Below are 18,358 nucleotides of genomic sequence, written 5' to 3'. Positions count from 1 at the left end.
GTTAGCCGAGCACCGCGAGGATGTCGTCTTCGCGCATTACGATGACGTCTTCGCCGTCCACCTTGACTTCAGTGCCGGAAAACTTGCCGAACAGCACAGTCTCGCCCTGTTTGACAGCCGGGTTTCGTGTTTCACCGTTGTCCAGTGGTTTGCCGTTGCCAACGGCGACGACTTCGCCGCGTTGCGGTTTTTCTGCCGCGGTGTCCGGGATGACGATGCCGCCGGCGGTTTTTTGCTCTTCCTCGAGTCGCTTGATGACGACGCGGTCATGCAGAGGACGGATATTCATACCACCCTTCTCCTCAAACGTTGCTTGTACCTAATGTTTTTAAGTGCCGAGCCATAAAGATGTCGGCATCACGATCGTCGACGTTGCTGTCTTGACCGGTAGGAGACCTGTGGCCGCCTGCCGTCTTTTCAAGACTTAGGCGATAATTTATTGCCCGCCGGATGCCGCAACACTATCACGCAGGCGCGTCTGAACCGCTAGAATATGGGCGGACATTATCGCGACCTTGACACGAGTATGAGCCAAGCCTTGCCCCGGCGGGTGGCGCTCGTTGGAGGCAGCCGCATCCCGTTCTGCCGTGCCAGCGGCCCGTACGCGGATGCGTCGAACATTGACATGCTAGCTGCCGCGCTCGAGTGTATCGACAAGCGTTTCGAGCTCGGCGGGCAGGTCGACGAGATCGCCGCCGGTGCGGTCTTGAAACATGCCCGGGATGTCAGCCTGACGCGGGAAGCAGCGCTTGGTGCCGGCTTTAACCCCGAAGTGTCGACGTTCGATGTCAGTCGGGCCTGCGCTACGAGTCTGGAAGCTGCCGTCGATATCGGCAATAAGATCGCGCTGGGGCAAATCGACGCGGGTGTCGCTGCGGGGGTCGATAGCGCTTCGGATGTGCCGATTGAAATCAACGACGACCTGCGGCGGATTCTGCTGGATATCAACCACGCGCGGCACACGACGCAATGGCTGCGACCACTGACCCGGCTTCGGCCCGGCCAACTCAAACCCGATTTCCCGAACATCGATGAACCTCGCACCGGGCTGTCGATGGGCAAGCACTGCGAACAGATGGCCAAGTACTGGGGAATTTCGCGCGCGGCGCAGGATGAGCTGGCCGCCGCCAGCCATGCCAACGCGGCTGCTGCCTACGAGGCTGGGTTTTTCGATGATCTTGTGGCTGACTATCGCGGCGTGACGCGCGACACCAACCTTCGGCCCGATGCCAACGTCGATAAAATGTCCGGGCTCGCGCCGGCATTTGATCGCGAACATGGCACGATCACCGCCGCGAATGCCACGGCGCTGACTGACGGCGCCGCCGGTGTCGTGCTCGCCAGCGAGGATTGGGCGGCCGCGCGGGGGTTGCCAGTGCAGGCCTGGCTTACGCCGTTTTCGCGTAGTGCGGCGGTTGATTTTGCCAGTGGCGATGAAGGGTTGTTGATGGCGCCGGCCCATGCTGTACCGAAGATGCTCGATGCCGCTGGTCTGTCGCTTGGCGATTTCGATTACTACGAGATCCACGAAGCGTTCGCCGCCCAAGTGCTGTGTACGCTGGCGGCGTGGGAATCCGAAGATTACTGCCGAAACGTACTGGGCAGACAGGCTGCGCTCGGAGCGATTGATCGCAGCCGGCTGAACGTCAATGGTTCGTCGATCGCGCTCGGCCACCCGTTTGCGGCTACCGGCGCGCGCATTCTGGCCATGCTGGCCAAACTGCTGTATGACAATGGCGGTGGTCGTGGCTTGGTCTCGGTGTGTGCCGCGGGCGGCCAGGGTATGACCGCGATTCTGGAGCGTTGACGATGGTGGCATTCGAAGCCGGGTCTGCTGCCGGCGACACAACTCACTGCACTCTGATGATCCGATGATAGATTCCGTCTCGCACGCAGCTTCGCCGTCTGATGAGCCTTTGGGTGTATTGTTGACCAACCTCGGTACACCTGACGATACGTCGACGTCGGCGGTTCGGCGCTATTTGCGCGAATTTTTGAGCGACCGGCGCGTAATTGATCTCAATCGCGCGCTCTGGCTACCCATCCTGTACGGCGCCGTTCTAACGTTTCGGCCGCGCAAGTCAGCCCAGGGCTATCGGTCGGTCTGGTTGGATGAAGGCTCGCCACTCCTGGTTTACGCTCGACGCCAGGCCGAGGCGATGCAGGCCCGTCTGGACCGACGACTCGACACGCCGGTCAAGGTTGCATTGGGCATGCGCTACGGTCGGCCGTCGCTGGCCAATGGCCTGGCCGAGCTGGCCGAAGCCGGATGCCGCCGTATGCTCATTCTGCCGGCCTATCCGCAATATTCGGCGACCACTGTGGCCACGACCTACGACAAAATCGGCCACCTGCTGACCACCTGGCCAGAGCAGCCAGCGCTGCACACCGTTACACGCTATGCCGAAGAGCCGGGCTATTTGTCGGCATTGGAGAATTCGATCCGCGAATACTGGGCCGAACACGGCCGCCCGGATCGGCTTGTGTTTTCTTTCCACGGTATTCCCAAACGCTACGTCAAACAGGGGGATCCGTACCCGCGTGACTGTGGGCTAACGGCGTATCATGTGGCCCAGCGGCTGGGGTTGTCTGCCGATGATTACAAGGTCTGTTTCCAGTCGCGCTTCGGCCGTGAGCCGTGGCTCAAGCCTTATCTCGATGAAACCGTGAAAGCCTGGGGCGCAGCCGGCGTTGGGACGGTGGATGTGGTCTGTCCCGGTTTTTCCGCGGATTGCCTGGAGACCCTCGAAGAAATCGCCTCGGAAAACAGCGAGTACTTCCAAGAAGCCGGCGGTGGACAGCTACGCTACATTTCGGCTTTGAACGACCGTGTCGACCACGTTGACTTTCTGACGGACCTGGCGATCCGCCAACTCGGTCCGTGGTTGTCGGCGGGCGGCAACAATACCCCGACAGCGCCGACGGAGGCGGCGTCTGCATGACTCATTTAATAAATGTCGCGATCGATTATGGCCTGTTTTTGTTGGAAGTGGCCACGATCGTTATGGCGATCGGATTGGTTATCGGCTGGCTGGTCAGTGCTGCCGGCGAGTTGCGTGCACGTAAGCAGGAAACGCTTAAGGTAACGAACGTCAACGAGCGGCTGGAAAGCATGGCCGACCGGATGTCGGATACGCTGCTGAATGCGAGCGAGAAAAAAGCGCGGCGCAAACAGAAAAAAAGCGAGGCCAAACAGCGTCAGAAAGCCGAAAAACTCGGCCGTAAGCACGAGCCGAACCGATTGTTCGTGCTGGATTTCGATGGCGATATCAAAGCCTCACCGGTCGAAAGCCTACGCGAGTCGATCAACGCGCTGTTGCAGGTCGCGGAGAGCGGCGACGAAGTGCTGGTGCGGCTGGAGTCCGGCGGCGGCATGGTGCATAGCTACGGTTTGGCGGCCTCACAACTCGTGCGGTTGCGCGAGGCCGGCATGCATCTAACTGTGGCCGTGGACCGCGTGGCCGCCAGCGGAGGATACCTCATGGCTTGTGTGGCCGAGCGCATCGTGGCCGCACCGTTTGCCATTGTCGGGTCGATCGGCGTGGTCGCGCAGTTGCCGAACTTCCACCGCTTTCTAAAGGATAAGGATATCGATTTCGACGTTTATACCGCCGGCGAGCATAAGCGGACGTTGACGATGTTCGGCGAAAACACCGAATCCGGCCGCGCCAAATTCGTCGAGGAACTCGAAGACGTCCACGGCTTATTCAAATCGTTTGTCGGTGACTATCGACCGTCGCTGGATATCGATGCCGTGTCCACCGGCGAACACTGGCACGGCACGCAAGCGCTTAGTATGAATCTGGTCGACGAGATCGGCACTAGCGACGACGTCATGCTCACCGCCGCCCGCAACGAACGTAGTGTCTACACTGTGGACAGCCACGAGCGTGGCTCGGTCTGGCAACGGATAACGGGGGAAGCCGGTCGTCTCATGAGTCGCTTGGCCGCTGGCGGGGCGGTTGGCGTTGACGCACGCCGGCCAAGCTAAATGCATTGAGCGGATGATGATGCGGCCGGTAATCTAAAACCGATGTTTGGTAAACCGCGGCTGTTTTTCGGCGTTTATGTCGTCGTCACGCTTGCCATTGGCATGGTGCTGGCGATTTTGGCGCCGTATTGGCTGATCGCCTGGGGTGTGTTGGCACTGCTGGCGGTTGTCGGTGTTTTTGATCTCGGGTCGAGACATAACGTCCTGCAGAACTATCCGATCATCGGCCACATGCGCTATATGCTGGAGTTTATCCGGCCCGAGATCCGCCAGTATTTCTTCGAATCGGAGCACGACGGTCGTCCGTTCAACCGTGAGCAGCGACGTATCGTCAACCAACGCGCCGACCGCCAGGGCGATACGGCACCGTTCGGCACGCGCTATACCCTCACCGATACCGGCTACGACTTCGTCCACCATTCGATGGCGCCGGCGACCGTCGACCCGGCGCATGCCCGAATCACGATCGGTGGTCCGCAGTGCGCGTGGCCGTACAGTTCGTCGCGACTCAATATTTCGGCGATGAGCTTCGGCGCGCTGTCTGGCAACGCGGTGGCTGCACTCAACAAGGCTGCTGCTCTCGGCGGTTTTGCACAGGACACGGGCGAAGGTGCGATCAGTAAATACCATCGTGAACATGGTGGTGACATTATCTGGGAAGTGGCCAGTGGTAACTTCGGGTGCCGCGACAGCGCGGGCCGATTCGATCCCGACGCCTTTCGCGACAAGGCTTGTACCGACCAAGTCAAAATGGTCGAGATCAAGCTTTCGCAGGGCGCAAAACCGGGGCACGGTGGTTTGTTACCGGCAGCCAAGATCACCCCGGAGATCGCCGAAACGCGCGCGATCCCGGCCGGTGAGGATTGTCAGTCTCCGGCCATGCATCCGGAGGTCGACTCACCTAACGGCCTGCTGCACTTCGTGGCCCGGTTACGCGAGCTGTGTGGCGGCAAACCGGTGGGTTTCAAACTCTGTCTCGGCCATCGCCACGAGTTCATGGGCATTTGTAAGGCCATGCTCGAGACCGGCATCCAGCCGGATTTCATCGCCGTCGACGGGGCCGAGGGCGGCACTGGTGCGGCTCCGGCCGAGTTCGAGGATTTTGTCGGTAGCTATATCCACGACGCATTGCCGTTCGTGCACAACTGCCTGGTCGGCATCGGTAAGCGCCGCGAGATCACCGTGATTGCCAGTGGCAAGGTCGCGGTTGGCTTCGATATGGTCGAGAAACTGGCCCTCGGCGCGGACATGTGCAACGCCGCACGCGCATTCATGTTCTCGATTGGTTGTATCCAGTCGCAGCGTTGCCACACCAACACCTGCCCGACTGGCGTTGCCACCCAGGATCCAGCCCGCGCACGTTCACTGGACGTGGCGGGTAAAGCGCTGCGGGCGCGCAATTTTCATGACGCCACGGTCAACGCGTTTCTGGATTTGACCGGCGCCCTTGGTATCTCCGACCCGGGCCAGCTTTCGCCGCGCCATATTTATCACCGCTATGACCACGGTGCGGCCGGCACTTACGCCCTCATGCACCCCGATGTTGATGAGGGCGATTTCCTCGACGAACGTTTGCCGCAAAGCTACCAGCGCCCATGGGCGTTGGCTCGCGCGGCGACGTTTTAGCGCTAAGGCTGTGAACAATAGGTCCGCCCCGGCCGTGCTTGGGCGGCATGCGCAGCGATTGACGGGGCAGTCCGCCAACCGTGGTGCTGCCAGATCGGCTCACCGTGGGCGGATGTTCGAGGCGCGGTATAGTGGTGCGTGTGCGATGCGGCGTGTCTGCCGGCATTTTGCCAGCGTCTTTACGATGTCTATACTCGGGGCCATCCGACCGGGCAATAGGTTTGGCCCATGAGCGAGTTCGACATTGACCAGTTCGAAGCCAAGTTGAGCACGCTTGTGGATACCCACGAACAGTTGAAGGCCAGCTATCGGTCACTTCAAACTGAGCTCCAAGCGGAACAGCGCAAAAATGAACAGACCCGTCAGCGGCTTGGTCAGCTTATTGAGCGGATCCGCGCGCTGGAAGCTCAGGCGGCAGAAACCGATAGTGGCTAGCGGGGTGCGCAATGGCCAATAAACAGGCTGATAACAGCCTCACCATTCGGATCCTCGGGCGGGATTATTCCGTTGCCTGCCCCGAGGGGGAACGCGAAAGCCTGCTGCGTTCGGCGGAATATCTATCCAAGCGCATGCAGGCGATACAAAAACGTGGCAAGACGCTTGGGATCGATAAAGTCGCGGTCATGGCCGCGCTCAACATCTCGCACGATCTGCTGGAACTGGAAAAGCACACGGGCGCGCAACAAGCCGAGTCCAGCGAGGCTGACGAAGCGGTGCGCGAACGGCTGTCGCAGATGGAGATGAGGATTGACGAATCTCTTGATGACACCGCCCAGCAGAGTTAAGGTACAAGCGTCGGAGCGCCTGCCTTGTTCGTGAACCCTCCACGGTCCCCTTGAGCCTAATTTTTAACCGGGGGTGTGAAAACGTGGCCGGTGAGCACGCCCGCCACCGAGCGGGAAGCCTAAAGTCACGCGGAATGCCCCACTTGAGCGAAACGCTCAAGGTAGTCGGAGCACTAGCGGCAGCGGCGGACGCTTCGACCTCCTTTTTATATCCCATGCATGCGTCGCAGTGAGTGAGTCCATCCATGCGTTGCGCAAGTTTGGTTTGCGCGCCCGGCACAGGTTGTCGGCGTCGCAGCGCCGATGTGCAAGTCGGCGCGCCTGTCGGCGCTTGGCTCGACAACCCGTCGCCAAACGTGCACGTCGTATCGGCATCTACAATGCGCTGGCCAGCGAAGCCGACCCAGCGTTTCTAAGCCTCCATCTACGGTCGGACCAAACGTTTTTCTGGCCGCGCGTCGCGGGCTCGAACCTCGTCTTTGTTGCCAATACGCCATCACGCCTTCGCTTTGCCCATAGCGAGTTGGGCATGGCTGAACCCGTTGCAGGACGCGGCTGGGCAGCGGCGGCGCTCGATCTCCTTATTATGCCGTTGGCGGCTTTTGATGATTGGGGCCAGCGGGTCGGTATGGGGGGCGGCTATTACGACCGCACCCTGGCTGCGGCCGCGCGTGCGCCTGGTTGGCGGCGACCGACGCTGATCGGGCTGGCATTCGAAGCCCAGCGCGTGGCGTGGATACCGGCGCGCGACTGGGATGTGCCGTTGGACTGGATTGCAACCGAGGCCGGCGTCTATCGCTGTGGCGGGCTGGCCGGTTAAGCTGGCGTGCCACAGCGAAACCATGGCAATCGATCCAATGCGCTATTGGCTGATGAAATCCGAACCCGATGACTTTAGTATCGACGATCTGGAAAACCGGCCGGACCAGACTGAACCCTGGGACGGGGTGCGCAATTACCAGGCGCGCAATTTCATGCGCGATGGTATGTCGGTCGGCGATTTAGCATTTTTCTATCACTCCAATACTAAGGTGCCGGGCGTGGTCGGCGTGATGCGGATCGTGTCCAGCGCCTATCCCGACCCAACCGCGTTCGATCCCGAGGACAAACACTACGATCCCAAATCGAACCCGGACAATCCGCGCTGGTACCACGTGGATGTTGGCTTTGAACGCAAACTCTCGCGCACAATCTCATTGCCTGAGATCAAGGCCCGCGCCGATGAGCTGGGCGACTTGCAACTGATCCGTAAGGGCAATCGGCTGTCGATCATGCCGGTGTCGAAAGACAACTGGGATCTGATTCTGTCGATGGAGTGATGACGTGGGGATGACGCAGGGTCGCCGAGCGGGCGGTCTGAGCCGTGAGCGCCGGACTGCTGGTCAGCAGTCCGGCGCTGTATGAGGTGACCGCTAGCGGCCTAGCCGGTCGATGTGCCGTAGACCATAGCTTCGACCCGGGCCGAGGTGACGGTTGTCGGGTGGGCTACTGCGCGTGCAGAAACCGCTGATAACTCGGATTGTCGGTTTCCTCGGCGTAGTCGTAGCCAACGGCGTCGATTGCTTCCCGGCAGGCGGCCTGATCTTTGGGAGCAACTTGCAGACCGATCAGGACCAGGCCGTGGGCGTGACCGTGGTTGCGGTAATGGAACAGCGAAATGTTCCAGCGGTTGCCGACTTGTTGTAGAAAGTTCAACAGTGCCCCGGGCCGCTCCGGGAACTGGACACGGAACAGCATCTCATCGCCGACACCTGCAGCACGACCGCCGACCATGTGTCTGACATGGATCTTGGCCATCTCATTGGTCGACATGTCCAGCACGTCGTAACCACCGGCTTCGAGATCGGCGATGACGTCTTCGCGTTCAGCGATACGGCCGCCGAGTTTGACACCCACAAAGATCTGGGCTTGCTCGGCTTCGGCATAGCGGTAATTGAATTCGCTGATCGAGCGATGACCGATGGTTTCGCAGAAGTCGAGGAATGCGCCCGGGCGTTCGGGGATGGTCACGGCCAGTAAGGCTTCGCGGTGTTCGCCGATTTCGGCGCGTTCGCCGATATACGATAACCGGTCGAAATTGACGTTGGCGCCCGACACGATCGCGGCGACGGTTTTGTCGTTGGCGCCGGTGCGTTCGATCCAGGCCTTGGCGCCGGCCACCCCGAGCGCGCCTGCCGGCTCGGCTAGCGCGCGCGTATCCTCGAAGATGTCGCGGATTGCCGCGCAGAGTTCGTCGATCGATACGGTAAGCATGGCGTCGATGGTTTCGCGGCAGACCGCGAACGATTCGGCACCGGCGCATTTTACGGCCACGCCGTCGGCGAACGGACCCACGCGGTCGAGTGTGACGCGCTCGTCGGCGGCCAGGGCCGCGCTCATGCTGGCGGCGTCCTCGGGTTCGACGCCAATCACCTGAACATCGGGGCGCACGGCTTTGATGTAGGCGGACACCCCGGCCAGCATGCCGCCGCCGCCGACGCAGACGAATACGGCGTCGAGCGCGTCCGGCTGCTGTTCCAGTATCTCACGGGCGATGGTGCCTTGGCCGGCGATCACTTCCGGGTCATCGTAAGGCGGGATGTAGACCAGCCCGTCGCGTGCCTGGATTTCGGACGCGCGCGCCGCGGCTTCGTCGTAATTGTTGCCGGCCAACACGATTTCGCCGCCAAAGCTTTCGACCGCGCGCACTTTGATGGCCGGTGTGGTCTTGGGCATGACGATCACCGCGCGCACGCCGAGCCGCCGCCCGCCGAGCGCCACGCCTTGGGCGTGGTTACCGGCGGAGGCACAGATGACGCCTTTAGAGCGCGCGTCGGCGTCCAGCAACGTCATCTTGTTGTAGGCGCCCCGGAGCTTGAACGAGTGGACCGGTTGGCAGTCCTCACGTTTGAGCAGAATACGGTTGCCAAAGCGCGCGCTCAGCTGCGTGGCCGTGACCAACGGCGTCTCGATGGCGGCGTCGTAAACTTGTGCCGACTCGATGCGTCGGCGATAGTCGTTGAGGTCGACGTCGGGGTGATTGGCAGTCGTGGGAGCAGCGTCTTGCGGCATGGTGTGATTCGGTTCGGATGGAAATTCGGCGGTCCGACTGCGTAATGTTAACGGCTAACCCGTTGTGCCGCAGGCGCAACTTTGCCTAAACTACGTCGGTTTTAGCCGGCCGTCGGCGCGCTATGTCGGATCTTCCCCAATTTGTGAGCCTCGGTGAGGCGCTGACGGATTTCGTGCGCATCGGTGAAGCCGACTGGCGTAGCGCGGCCGGTGGTTCCTGCTGGAACGTTGCGCGTAGCGCGGCTGCGCTCGGTGTGCCTAGCGCCTGGGCTGGTGCGGTGAGCACCGACCGGTTTGGCGACGAGATTGCCGCTTTGTCCGAGTCCGGCGGGCTCGATACGCGCTTTATCCAGCGCGCACACCGGGAACCATTGATTGCGATGGTGCACGATACTGAGCCGCCGGCTTATCAATTTCTCGGTGCCGATGCCGCTGATCTCGCGTTCGACCCGGACGAGTTGCCGGCCGGTTGGTTGGACGCCGTTCAGTTGGCCCATTTTGGCTGTATTAGCCTCGTTCGCCCTGGTTTGGGCGAGCGGTTGATCGAGCTTGCCGACGCGCTCCATCAACGCGGGACGGCCATTTGTTTCGATCCGAATATGCGGCGCCTGATGGGGCCGGACTATCCTGCGCTTTTCGAGCGGCTCGCCGCGCTCTCAACGTTGATCAAGCTTTCGGATGAAGATCTGGCCGCAATCTATCCGCAGATCGAAACTGAGGCAGCGCTCGCGCACGTACGCGCCATCGCGCCGCGAGCCATCGTCGTCTACACCCGTGGTCGGGCGGGCATGGTTGGCTATCGCGGTGATGAGTCGGCCCGCCAACCAGCGTTTAGCGTTGATGCCGCTGCGGGTGACAGTGTCGGCGCCGGCGACGCCTGCATCGGCGGTCTCGTCGCGGGTTATTTCGACCGGCCCGACGCGCCGGTGGCCGAGCATTTGCGTATGGCGGCCGCTACGGCGGCTGCTGCCTGTTGTCGGACTGGCGCCCATGCGCCGACGCGACATGAAGTCGACGCCGTGCTGGCGGCTGGTTGATTGCAGCACGATGAATGCAGCCGTGATTGGTGGCAATCGGTGCGCATTAAGGCGTGTTGCGGCTGTGTCGCGTCTTCTTATTTACATGTTTTACGCCGACGGATAGAAGGACGCTGATGTGTATCCGAATCGTCGCCGATATCGGTGGCACTAATGCGCGCTTTGCCCAGCTTCAAGCTGATGGCGAGCTGGCGTCGTCGATCACACTCCAGTGTGCAGACTACGCTGGCCCCGAAGCGGCTGTTCGCGCTTATCTCGATCAAGCCGGTCTCATGGGCATCGACGAACTGGCAATGGCTGTCGCGACGCCGGTGCACGGCGATCGCATCACCTGGACGAATCGCCGTGACTGGTCGTTCTCGATCGAGGATCTCAAGCAGCGTCTTGGTCTGATTCGGTTCGAGGTCGTCAACGATTTCGCGGCGCTCGCGCTCGCGCTACCGAAGCTTGCGGCGTCTGAATTGAGGCCACTCGGCGGCGATGCGCCGGTGCCGGGCGCCGCGCGTGCTGTCATTGGTCCGGGTACCGGCCTCGGCGTCTCCGGATTGGTCGCCGGTCGCCGGATGTGGGTGCCCTTGAACAGCGAAGGTGGTCATGTGCGTATCAACCCGGTCGACGCGCGCGAGCGCGCCGTGGTTGAGGCGCTTGCCGCTAAGCACGGGCGGGTGTCGACCGAGCGTGTATTGACTGGCAGCGGCTTGGTCAATCTGTACCAAGGCCTCACTGAACTGGATGGTGCTGTAACCCATTTGGATACGCCGGCCGCGATCAGCGACTCAGCATTGGCGCGACGCGATAGCCACGCGATCGAAGCATTGACGATGTTCTGTCGGATGCTCGGCACTACGGCGTCGAATTTGGCGCTGACGCTGGGCGCGCGCGGCGGTGTGTATATCGGTGGCGGGATCGTGCCGCGACTCGGCGATTTCTTTGCAGCCAGTGGTTTTCGTGAGCGTTTCGAATCCGGCGGACGCCTAAGCGATTACCTGTCAGCGATTCCGGTCTATGTCATAGAGGCTTCGAATCCGGCGTTGCGCGGTGTTGTGGCGACGCTGGATGACTAAAACGTGCGGCCGACAGCCGCTCTAAGACTTTAGGCTAATTGTCGCTTATATGTCCTGCCTATATGGTTCTATGTGAATCTTATAGACTTCGGATTAGCGACGAGCGGAGAATAATATGCCTCTAAACCCCGTGGCTCGAATAATGCGCGCGACAGCGATCGCGGCTACGCTTAGTGCGGCTGGCACACTCGGCGTCGTTGGTACGGCGTCAGCGGCAGATAGTGGCGACAAGCCGCAGATCGATGTCCTGAACTGGTGGACGTCGGGCTCCGAAGCCAAATCGATGCGCGTCCTGCAGCAGATGCTGGGCGATAAAGGGGTAAAGATGAACAACGACGCCGTGTCGGGCGGCGGTGGTTCGAATGCCCGCACGGTGTTGAAATCGCGCATCCAATCGCACAACACACCGGGGGTCGCTCAGATCAAGGGGCCGAAGATCCAGCAGTGGTGCGAAACCGGGCTGATCGGGTCGATGGACAAGGCCGCCAAGTCCGACAATTGGGATGAACATGTCGCGCCACGGATTGCCAAGAGTCTGCAATGCGATGGCGAATATGTCGCGGTGCCGTTCAATGTTCATCGAATCAACTGGTTGTGGGTCAATCGCTCGCTTTTGAAAGAAGTTGACGCCGAAATGCCGCAAACTTGGAGCCAGTTTGTCGACGTATTGAAAAAGCTGAAAAAAGCCGATATCACGCCGATTGCTGGTGGCGGCAACACTTGGCAAGTGGGCACCGCGTTCGACGCTCTGGTCGGGACCGTGGGGGATGCCAAGTTCTATCGCAAAGCGCTTATCCAGCTCGATCAGGATGCGCTATCCAGCGACAAGATGGTCCAGGCGTTCAAGCGCCTGCGCACGATCCAGAAATATACCGATCCCAACGCGGCGGGGCTGTCCTGGAATCACAACACCGGCATGGTGGTGCAGGGCAAAGCTGCGATGCAGATCATGGGCGATTGGGCCAAAGGTGAAATCACTAATGACGGCAAGACGCCGGGCGAAGAGATTGCCTGTGTGACCATGCCGGGCAACAAGAATTCGTATATCTACAATGTCGATACTTTCGAGGCGTTCACGGTCGACTCGAAATCCAGGCAAAAAGCCCAAGCAGTTTTTGCTAACACAGTGATGAGCCCGGCGTTCCAGCGCAAGTTCAATATGGCCAAGGGGTCCATCCCGGTGCGCGAGGGCACTTCACTCAAGGGTTTTGATCTTTGCGCCAAGAGGTCGGCCCAGCTGTATAAGAAAGCCAAGAAGGCCGATGCGCTGGTGCCATCGATGTCTCAGGACATGGCCGAGGTCGGTGCGGTCAAAGGTGCAATCTTTGACGTGATCGCCAAGTTCTACAATACCAAGGATATGACCGCTCAGGATGCGGCCGAGACACTGGCGTCGCGGGTCAAACAAGCCAAGCAGATGTCTCAGCTCTAGTGGCAATCTTCGTTGTGCCAGCAATCGAATCCAAAACTCGATTGCTGGCTAGCGATTGATGCGGCCATTTGAACAAGCGCTCGCTCAATAATCTTACGTGGGCGTTTTGCATGAGCTGGACCGGGCACGTGGAGCGTGTTGAAAGTCGGTCGCTATGGAGCCGGTGTTTTGTCTGGAGCCTTGAGTCGAACTGTAAGCACGGTTTTGCTCGCTGTAATGGCGAGCATGGCCAGTGCCGCTGGCGTGGCTTCAGCCGCCAACAGTGGCGGCAAATCCCAGATCGATGCTCTGAATTGGTGGACATCGGGGTCCGAAGCCAAATCGATGCATGTGCTCAAGCAGATGCTGGCCGATGAAGGCGTTGAGATGAACAATGACGCGGTCTCCGGCGGCGGCGGTGCGAATGCCCGCACAGTGTTGAAGTCGCGTATCCAATCGCATAGGACGCCGGGGATGGCCCAGGTTATGCCGCCGGCGATCGATCAATGGTGTCAGACCGGGCTGATTGGATCCTTGGATAAAGTGGCTGAGGCCGGTAACTGGGACAAAAAACTAGCTCCACGGGTTGCCGAAGGCGTCAAATGCGACGGCAAGTATGCTGCGGTTCCCTTCAATATTCATCGCGTCAACTGGCTGTGGGTCAACAAGTCGTTGATGCGCGAGGCAGGTGTCGATATACCACGCTCTTGGCCAGATTTTGTCGATGCGTTGAAGCAGTTGAAACAGGCGGGCATTACGCCGATTGCGGGTGGCGGCAATACCTGGCAGGTGGCGACTGAGTTCGACGCCGTGGTCGCTACTGTGGGGGATGCCGAGTTTTACCGGAAAGCGCTCGTTGAGCTTGATCAGCGCGCTTTGGCCAGTGACAAGATGGTCAAAGCGTTCAAGCGGTTGCGTACGCTCAAGCAATACACCGATCCTGACGCGGCGGGACTGTCCTGGAATCACAATACTGGCCTGGTGGTGCGTGGTGAGGCGGCGATGCAGATTATGGGTGATTGGGCTAAAGGCGAAATCATCAATGATGGCAAGACGCCAGGTAAGGAGATTGCCTGTGTAACCATGCCGGGCAATGACAACGCGTATATCTATAACAATGACACTTTCGTGGCGTTCAAGGTCGACGCGAAAGCAAAAAGGAGAGGTCAGGCGGTGTTCGCCAATACCGTTATGTCGCCCAAATTCCAGCGGCGATTCAACAAGGCTAAGGGGTCGATTCCGGTGCGTGAAAAAACTTCGCTTAAAGGTTTCGACCAATGCGCCAAGAAGTCGGCCAAACTATACCAAAAGGCCAAGAAAGCGGACGCTCTAGTGCCGACGATGTCTCAGGATCAGGCCGAAATAGGCGCGGTCAAAGGTGCGATTTTTGATGTCATCGCCAAGTTTTACAACACTGACAAGATGAGCGCTGAAGCCGCTGTTGAAGCATTGGCCTCACGGGTCAAACAGGCCGAGCAAATGTCGAGCCTTTCGGCAGGCTAAGCCTGAGACGCCACGATGATTCCATGGTGCACATGCCCCGGCCTGTATCGGGCCATTTTTTAAAATAAGCCGTCGCGATCTGTTTATGGCAACTGGCCAAATACCAAAAGAGCGAAAACAATCCCGCTTCGAACTAGCGGCATGGTCTGATTGGCTTTTGCCGAAACTGACGCTGATCCCATCGCTAATCGCGGTTGGTGTCTTTATCTATGGATTTCTGGGGTGGACGATCTGGTTGTCGTTCACGAACTCGACGATCTTGCCCAGCAACCATTTCGCTGGCTTGATTCAATACGAGGCGATGTTTTCGCTCGACACATGGCATGTGTCGTTGCTTAATCTTCTCATCTTCGGTGCGCTCTATATTGGCGTTAGCCTTGGCCTGGGATTGTTACTCGCCATCTTGCTCGATCAGAAGATACGCGCGGTCGGCTTGCTGCGTACGATCTATCTGTATCCGATGGCGCTGTCGATGGTTGTCACCGGTGTGGTCTGGAAGTGGATGTTGAACCCGAGTATGGGGGTGCAACATGTCGTTCGGTCGTGGGGCTGGGGCAGTTTTAGCTTTGACTGGCTGATCCAACCGGATATGGCGATATATGCCGTAGCAGTCGCCGCCGTGTGGCAGGCGTCGGGTTTCGTGATGACGTTGTTTTTGGCTGGGCTGCGCAATATCGATGATTCGATCATCAAGGCGGCTCAGCTTGACGGTGCGTCGCTGCCGCGTGCGTATTTGAAGATCATTATTCCCAGTTTGCAGCCGGTTCTTTTCTCGGCGGTGGCCTTGTTGGTGCAACTGTCCATTAAGAGTTTTGCGCTAATCATGGCCATGACTGGCGGTGGCCCAGGCTACTCAACCTGGATGCCGGCAATTTTTATGTACGAATATGGATTCAACCGCGGCCAAATCGCGCTTGGTGCAGCGGCGGCTTCGCTGATGATGCTCGTGATTGCGGTCGTGATCTTGCCGATGTGGATCAGCGAATTTCGACAAAAACGGAATGCGCGTAATGGCTGAGTCTAATCGAACGTCGCTGTCACCATCCGTTATAGCAATCTATGCCGTGCTGATTGTGGCAGCGTTATATTTCTTGGCGCCGCTGTACGTGATGGTGGTGACATCATTCAAAAGTCTCGGCCAGGTTCAGAGTGGCGGGCTGTTTGCGTGGCCCGATCCATTCACGATCAAGCCGTGGTTGGCCGCATGGGGGTCGGCGTGCACGGGCGATTCGTGTAGCGGCCTGAAACCCTATTTCCTGAACTCGATGGCCTTCACGGTGCCGGCGGTTCTATTGTCGACAGGGTTTGGTGCGATAAACGGTTATCTTCTTACCCAATGGCGATTTCGTGGTTCGGAAGTCATTTTTGGGCTTTTGCTCTTCGGCATGATTGTGCCGTATCAAATGTTCTTGCTTCCGATGGCCGATACGCTCGGCACATTGGGTCTGTCCAATTCAATCGTCGGCTTGATTGTGGTGCATACGATCTACGGTATCGCGGTCACGACGCTGTTCTGCCGTAACTTTTTCGTGACTGTGCCGAATGAACTCGCGAAGTCGGCGCGCGTCGACGGTGCCGGTTTCTTTTCTATTTTTTGGCACATCGCCCTGCCTTTGGCAGTTCCGATTCTAATGGTTTGTATGATTTGGCAGTTTACGCAAATATGGAACGATTTCCTCTTTGGTGTGGTATTTACCTCGGGTGCATCACATCCGATAACCGTGGCGCTTAATAACTTGGTGAATACCTCGTCGACCGGCGTCAAACACTATAACGTCGACATGGCTGCGGCCATGATCGCTGCGCTGCCCACGTTTATCGTCTATATCGTCGCCGGTCGCTATTTCGTGCGGGGCCTGACCGCCGGCGCTGTGAAAGGATAACGATGTCTGCTCTGGCTATAGAAAATGTAAGTAAACATTTCGGTACTACGCGTGTACTCGATGACATCAACATCGAGATCGACTCGGGCGACTTCTTGATCCTGGTGGGGCCGTCGGGCTGTGGCAAGTCGACGCTGTTGAATATGTTGGCCGGTCTTGAACCGGTCACTGAGGGCGAGATCCGATTGGATGGCGAGCGCATCAACGAGCGCTCGCCGCGCGCTCGTAACATCGCCATGGTATTCCAGTTCTACGCGCTGTATCCGAACATGACCGTGCGCGGCAATATCCAGTTCGGGTTGAAGATGCGTCGCGTACCCAAAGCCGAGCAGGCGAAGATCATCGATCAGGTTGCGAGCCTGCTTCAGATCGAGCCGCTGTTGGGACGTAAACCGGCCCAGTTATCAGGTGGCCAGCGCCAACGAGTCGCAATAGGTCGGGCGTTGGCGCGGGATCCGGCGTTGTTTTTGCTTGATGAGCCGTTGTCCAATCTCGATGCCAAGCTGCGTGTCGAGATGCGCACGGAAATCAAGATGCTCCAGCAGCGTCTGGGCAAGGCCATGGTTTACGTCACCCATGATCAGATCGAGGCCATGACGCTAGGCAATCGCATTGCGGTGATGAATGAGGGCGTGGTCCAGCAACTGGGGTCGCCACACGACATCTACAATGACCCGGCCAATCGCTACGTTGCGAGCTTTATCGGCTCGCCGGCGATGAACTTCATTCCCGCCAATATCGAACAAAGCGGCGATAATTTGTACGCTAGCTTTGCGACTGACGACGGTCGAGTGGCGTTGCCGGTTGATGATCGAACAGCGCGACAACTGTCCGAAGGCAGTCGAACCGAGGTGACGCTCGGTATCCGTCCGGAGCACGTTCGTCCAGCCGAGGAGTCCGATACCGCCAAGGTTGCCTGCCCGGTCAATGTTGTCGAACCGACCGGGCCGGATACGTTCATCACGTCGGCGGTCGGCGATACATCCATAACGGCTCGCACGCTGCCGGGATTTTCGACGCCTGTCGGTGCAAACGTCGACCTCTGGTTCAATATGGACAGGGCGGTGTTTTTCGCGCCTGAGGATGGCAAGCGTATCGCCTGACTCGGCGCAAAGCGTGCTGCCCTCGCCGACCGGGGACGGCGTGTCGTATCATGCGCACGGTTTAACCAATTGAGGCAATGGATGGAGCGCAGGGTCGTATTTGTTGGCGGCGGCAATATGGCGTGCAGCCTGATCGGCGGCTTGCGACACGCAGGCTCGCCCGCAACGGTCACGGTGGTGGAACCGGATGCGGCTAAACACGCGGCCTTGACCGAGGCCTACGCGGTCGATTGCGTGAGCCAGGCGAGCCCCGAAGTCATGGACGCCGATGCTGTTGTACTCGCGGTCAAACCCCAGATCTTGCCGGATGTGGCTACAGAGCTGGCCGAGTCGATGACGACCAGTTCGGCTGCTGTCATATCGGTTGCGGCAGGTGTGCCGTTGGCCGCGCTCGTGCATTGGTTCGGTGAGAAACGAGCGATCGTGCGCTGTATGCCGAATACGCCGGCACTTATCGGCGCTGGCATAACGGGGCTGTATGCGCCACCCGGTGTTGACCAGCAGACGCGGCAATTAGCCGACGATATCCTGACGGCCAGTGGCCAAACGGTCTGGGTCGACGCGGAATCCAAATTGAATACGGTGACAGCGGTTTCCGGTAGTGGCCCGGCATACTTTTTCGCCTTTATGGAGGCGCTCCAGACGGCGGCTGAAAACGAGGGGCTGGATCCGGCCACGGCGCGTCAATTGGTCACGCAAACCGCGCTTGGTGCGGCCCGAATGGTCGAGGAGTCGGGTGACGACGCTGGCACGCTCCGCGCCAAGGTCACGTCGCCGGGCGGCACGACTGAAAAGGCATTGGGCGAATTGACGAGTGGTCAAGTTGATGTCGCGATCAACCGTGCCGTTGAGGCAGCCGCCAGTCGCGCCGGTGAACTGGCCGATGATCTCGATCCGAGCTGAC

General features: G+C 59.3%; 18 protein-coding genes and 1 other RNA gene. 17 read left to right on the top strand and 2 right to left on the bottom strand.

Annotation, left to right across the window (positions count from 1 at the left end; translation table 11 throughout):
• Position 1 precedes the first annotated feature (1 nt).
• Positions 2–289 (bottom strand): co-chaperone GroES, encoded by a 288-nt coding sequence (groES, locus tag HKX41_07190; GenBank protein ID NNC23939.1) that lies wholly within the window; start codon positions 287–289, stop codon positions 2–4.
• A gap of 237 nt (positions 290–526) precedes the next feature.
• On the opposite strand from groES, the gene HKX41_07185 reads away from it, so the two are divergent.
• The 9 genes from HKX41_07185 (at position 527) to HKX41_07145 (ending at position 7,721) form a co-directional block, all read left to right on the top strand.
• Positions 527–1,807, top strand: a complete 1,281-nt coding sequence (locus HKX41_07185) for an acetyl-CoA C-acetyltransferase (GenBank protein NNC23938.1) — start codon at positions 527–529, stop codon at positions 1,805–1,807.
• 64 nt (positions 1,808–1,871) lie between these two features.
• Positions 1,872–2,942, top strand: a complete 1,071-nt coding sequence (locus HKX41_07180; protein ID NNC23937.1) for a ferrochelatase — start codon at positions 1,872–1,874, stop codon at positions 2,940–2,942.
• Positions 2,939–3,991, top strand: coding sequence for a protease SohB (sohB, locus tag HKX41_07175; protein NNC23936.1), 1,053 nt, complete (start codon positions 2,939–2,941; stop codon positions 3,989–3,991). Before HKX41_07180 ends, sohB begins: the two co-directional genes overlap by 4 nt.
• 42 nt (positions 3,992–4,033) lie before the next feature.
• Positions 4,034–5,617 (top strand): FMN-binding glutamate synthase family protein, encoded by a 1,584-nt coding sequence (locus HKX41_07170; protein ID NNC23935.1) that lies wholly within the window; start codon positions 4,034–4,036, stop codon positions 5,615–5,617.
• 228 nt (positions 5,618–5,845) lie between these two features.
• Complete coding sequence (locus HKX41_07165; GenBank protein NNC23934.1) at positions 5,846–6,052, top strand: hypothetical protein; 207 nt, start codon at positions 5,846–5,848, stop codon at positions 6,050–6,052.
• Between the two features lie 11 nt (positions 6,053–6,063).
• Complete coding sequence (locus HKX41_07160; GenBank protein ID NNC23933.1) at positions 6,064–6,402, top strand: cell division protein ZapA; 339 nt, start codon at positions 6,064–6,066, stop codon at positions 6,400–6,402.
• A gap of 13 nt (positions 6,403–6,415) precedes the next feature.
• Positions 6,416–6,598, top strand: a non-coding RNA gene (gene ssrS, locus HKX41_07155) — 6S RNA.
• 33 nt (positions 6,599–6,631) lie between these two features.
• Entirely contained in the window at positions 6,632–7,222 is a 591-nt protein-coding gene (locus tag HKX41_07150) for a 5-formyltetrahydrofolate cyclo-ligase (GenBank protein NNC23932.1), read from the top strand.
• Between the two features lie 37 nt (positions 7,223–7,259).
• Complete coding sequence (locus tag HKX41_07145; GenBank protein NNC23931.1) at positions 7,260–7,721, top strand: EVE domain-containing protein; 462 nt, start codon at positions 7,260–7,262, stop codon at positions 7,719–7,721.
• 166 nt (positions 7,722–7,887) lie between these two features.
• Here HKX41_07145 and ilvA read toward each other — a convergent pair whose 3' ends face one another.
• Positions 7,888–9,453, bottom strand: a complete 1,566-nt coding sequence (gene ilvA, locus HKX41_07140) for a threonine ammonia-lyase, biosynthetic (protein NNC23930.1) — start codon at positions 9,451–9,453, stop codon at positions 7,888–7,890.
• Between the two features lie 122 nt (positions 9,454–9,575).
• On the opposite strand from ilvA, the gene HKX41_07135 reads away from it, so the two are divergent.
• The 8 genes from HKX41_07135 to HKX41_07100 all read left to right on the top strand — a co-directional run bounded on the left by HKX41_07135 (position 9,576) and on the right by HKX41_07100 (position 18,357).
• Positions 9,576–10,490 carry a carbohydrate kinase gene (locus tag HKX41_07135; GenBank protein NNC23929.1) on the top strand — a complete coding sequence of 305 codons (915 nt, stop codon included), beginning with the start codon at positions 9,576–9,578 and terminating at the stop codon, positions 10,488–10,490.
• 116 nt (positions 10,491–10,606) lie between these two features.
• Entirely contained in the window at positions 10,607–11,554 is a 948-nt protein-coding gene (glk, locus tag HKX41_07130) for a glucokinase (protein ID NNC23928.1), read from the top strand.
• Positions 11,555–11,669: 115 nt separating this feature from the next.
• Complete coding sequence (locus tag HKX41_07125) at positions 11,670–12,986, top strand: carbohydrate ABC transporter substrate-binding protein (protein NNC23927.1); 1,317 nt, start codon at positions 11,670–11,672, stop codon at positions 12,984–12,986.
• 180 nt (positions 12,987–13,166) lie between these two features.
• A complete protein-coding gene (locus HKX41_07120; GenBank protein ID NNC23926.1) occupies positions 13,167–14,468 on the top strand; it encodes a carbohydrate ABC transporter substrate-binding protein in 1,302 nt (433 codons plus the stop codon).
• A gap of 85 nt (positions 14,469–14,553) precedes the next feature.
• A complete protein-coding gene (locus tag HKX41_07115) occupies positions 14,554–15,486 on the top strand; it encodes a sugar ABC transporter permease (protein NNC23925.1) in 933 nt (310 codons plus the stop codon).
• On the top strand, positions 15,479–16,351 hold the full coding sequence (locus tag HKX41_07110) for a carbohydrate ABC transporter permease (protein ID NNC23924.1): 873 nt from the start codon (positions 15,479–15,481) through the stop codon (positions 16,349–16,351). The genes HKX41_07115 and HKX41_07110 overlap by 8 nt, the downstream gene beginning before the upstream one ends.
• A gap of 2 nt (positions 16,352–16,353) precedes the next feature.
• Positions 16,354–17,454 (top strand): sn-glycerol-3-phosphate ABC transporter ATP-binding protein UgpC, encoded by a 1,101-nt coding sequence (ugpC, locus tag HKX41_07105; protein ID NNC23923.1) that lies wholly within the window; start codon positions 16,354–16,356, stop codon positions 17,452–17,454.
• A gap of 81 nt (positions 17,455–17,535) precedes the next feature.
• The gene (locus HKX41_07100) at positions 17,536–18,357 is read left to right on the top strand and encodes a pyrroline-5-carboxylate reductase (GenBank protein ID NNC23922.1); all 822 of its coding nucleotides are present in this window, start codon (positions 17,536–17,538) and stop codon (positions 18,355–18,357) included.
• Position 18,358: the final 1 nt, after the last annotated feature.

This window comes from Salifodinibacter halophilus, assembly GCA_012999515.1.
GTDB classification, from domain to species: domain Bacteria; phylum Pseudomonadota; class Gammaproteobacteria; order Nevskiales; family Salinisphaeraceae; genus Salifodinibacter; species Salifodinibacter halophilus.
This window is presented reverse-complemented; position numbering and strand designations above follow the sequence as displayed.

Excerpts from the sequence above, each read along its gene's own strand:
- groES (NNC23939.1), bottom strand. The coding sequence starts at position 289 with ATGAATATCCGTCCTCTGCATGACCGCGTCGTCATCAAGCGACTCGAG.
- HKX41_07185 (NNC23938.1), top strand. The coding sequence starts at position 527 with ATGAGCCAAGCCTTGCCCCGGCGGGTGGCGCTCGTTGGAGGCAGCCGC.
- HKX41_07180 (NNC23937.1), top strand. The coding sequence starts at position 1,872 with ATGATAGATTCCGTCTCGCACGCAGCTTCGCCGTCTGATGAGCCTTTG.
- sohB (NNC23936.1), top strand. The coding sequence starts at position 2,939 with ATGACTCATTTAATAAATGTCGCGATCGATTATGGCCTGTTTTTGTTG.
- HKX41_07170 (NNC23935.1), top strand. The coding sequence starts at position 4,034 with ATGTTTGGTAAACCGCGGCTGTTTTTCGGCGTTTATGTCGTCGTCACG.
- HKX41_07165 (NNC23934.1), top strand. The coding sequence starts at position 5,846 with ATGAGCGAGTTCGACATTGACCAGTTCGAAGCCAAGTTGAGCACGCTT.
- HKX41_07160 (NNC23933.1), top strand. The coding sequence starts at position 6,064 with ATGGCCAATAAACAGGCTGATAACAGCCTCACCATTCGGATCCTCGGG.
- HKX41_07145 (NNC23931.1), top strand. The coding sequence starts at position 7,260 with ATGCGCTATTGGCTGATGAAATCCGAACCCGATGACTTTAGTATCGAC.
- ilvA (NNC23930.1), bottom strand. The coding sequence starts at position 9,453 with ATGCCGCAAGACGCTGCTCCCACGACTGCCAATCACCCCGACGTCGAC.
- HKX41_07135 (NNC23929.1), top strand. The coding sequence starts at position 9,576 with ATGTCGGATCTTCCCCAATTTGTGAGCCTCGGTGAGGCGCTGACGGAT.
- glk (NNC23928.1), top strand. The coding sequence starts at position 10,607 with ATGTGTATCCGAATCGTCGCCGATATCGGTGGCACTAATGCGCGCTTT.
- HKX41_07125 (NNC23927.1), top strand. The coding sequence starts at position 11,670 with ATGCCTCTAAACCCCGTGGCTCGAATAATGCGCGCGACAGCGATCGCG.
- HKX41_07115 (NNC23925.1), top strand. The coding sequence starts at position 14,554 with ATGGCAACTGGCCAAATACCAAAAGAGCGAAAACAATCCCGCTTCGAA.
- HKX41_07110 (NNC23924.1), top strand. The coding sequence starts at position 15,479 with ATGGCTGAGTCTAATCGAACGTCGCTGTCACCATCCGTTATAGCAATC.
- ugpC (NNC23923.1), top strand. The coding sequence starts at position 16,354 with ATGTCTGCTCTGGCTATAGAAAATGTAAGTAAACATTTCGGTACTACG.
- HKX41_07100 (NNC23922.1), top strand. The coding sequence starts at position 17,536 with ATGGAGCGCAGGGTCGTATTTGTTGGCGGCGGCAATATGGCGTGCAGC.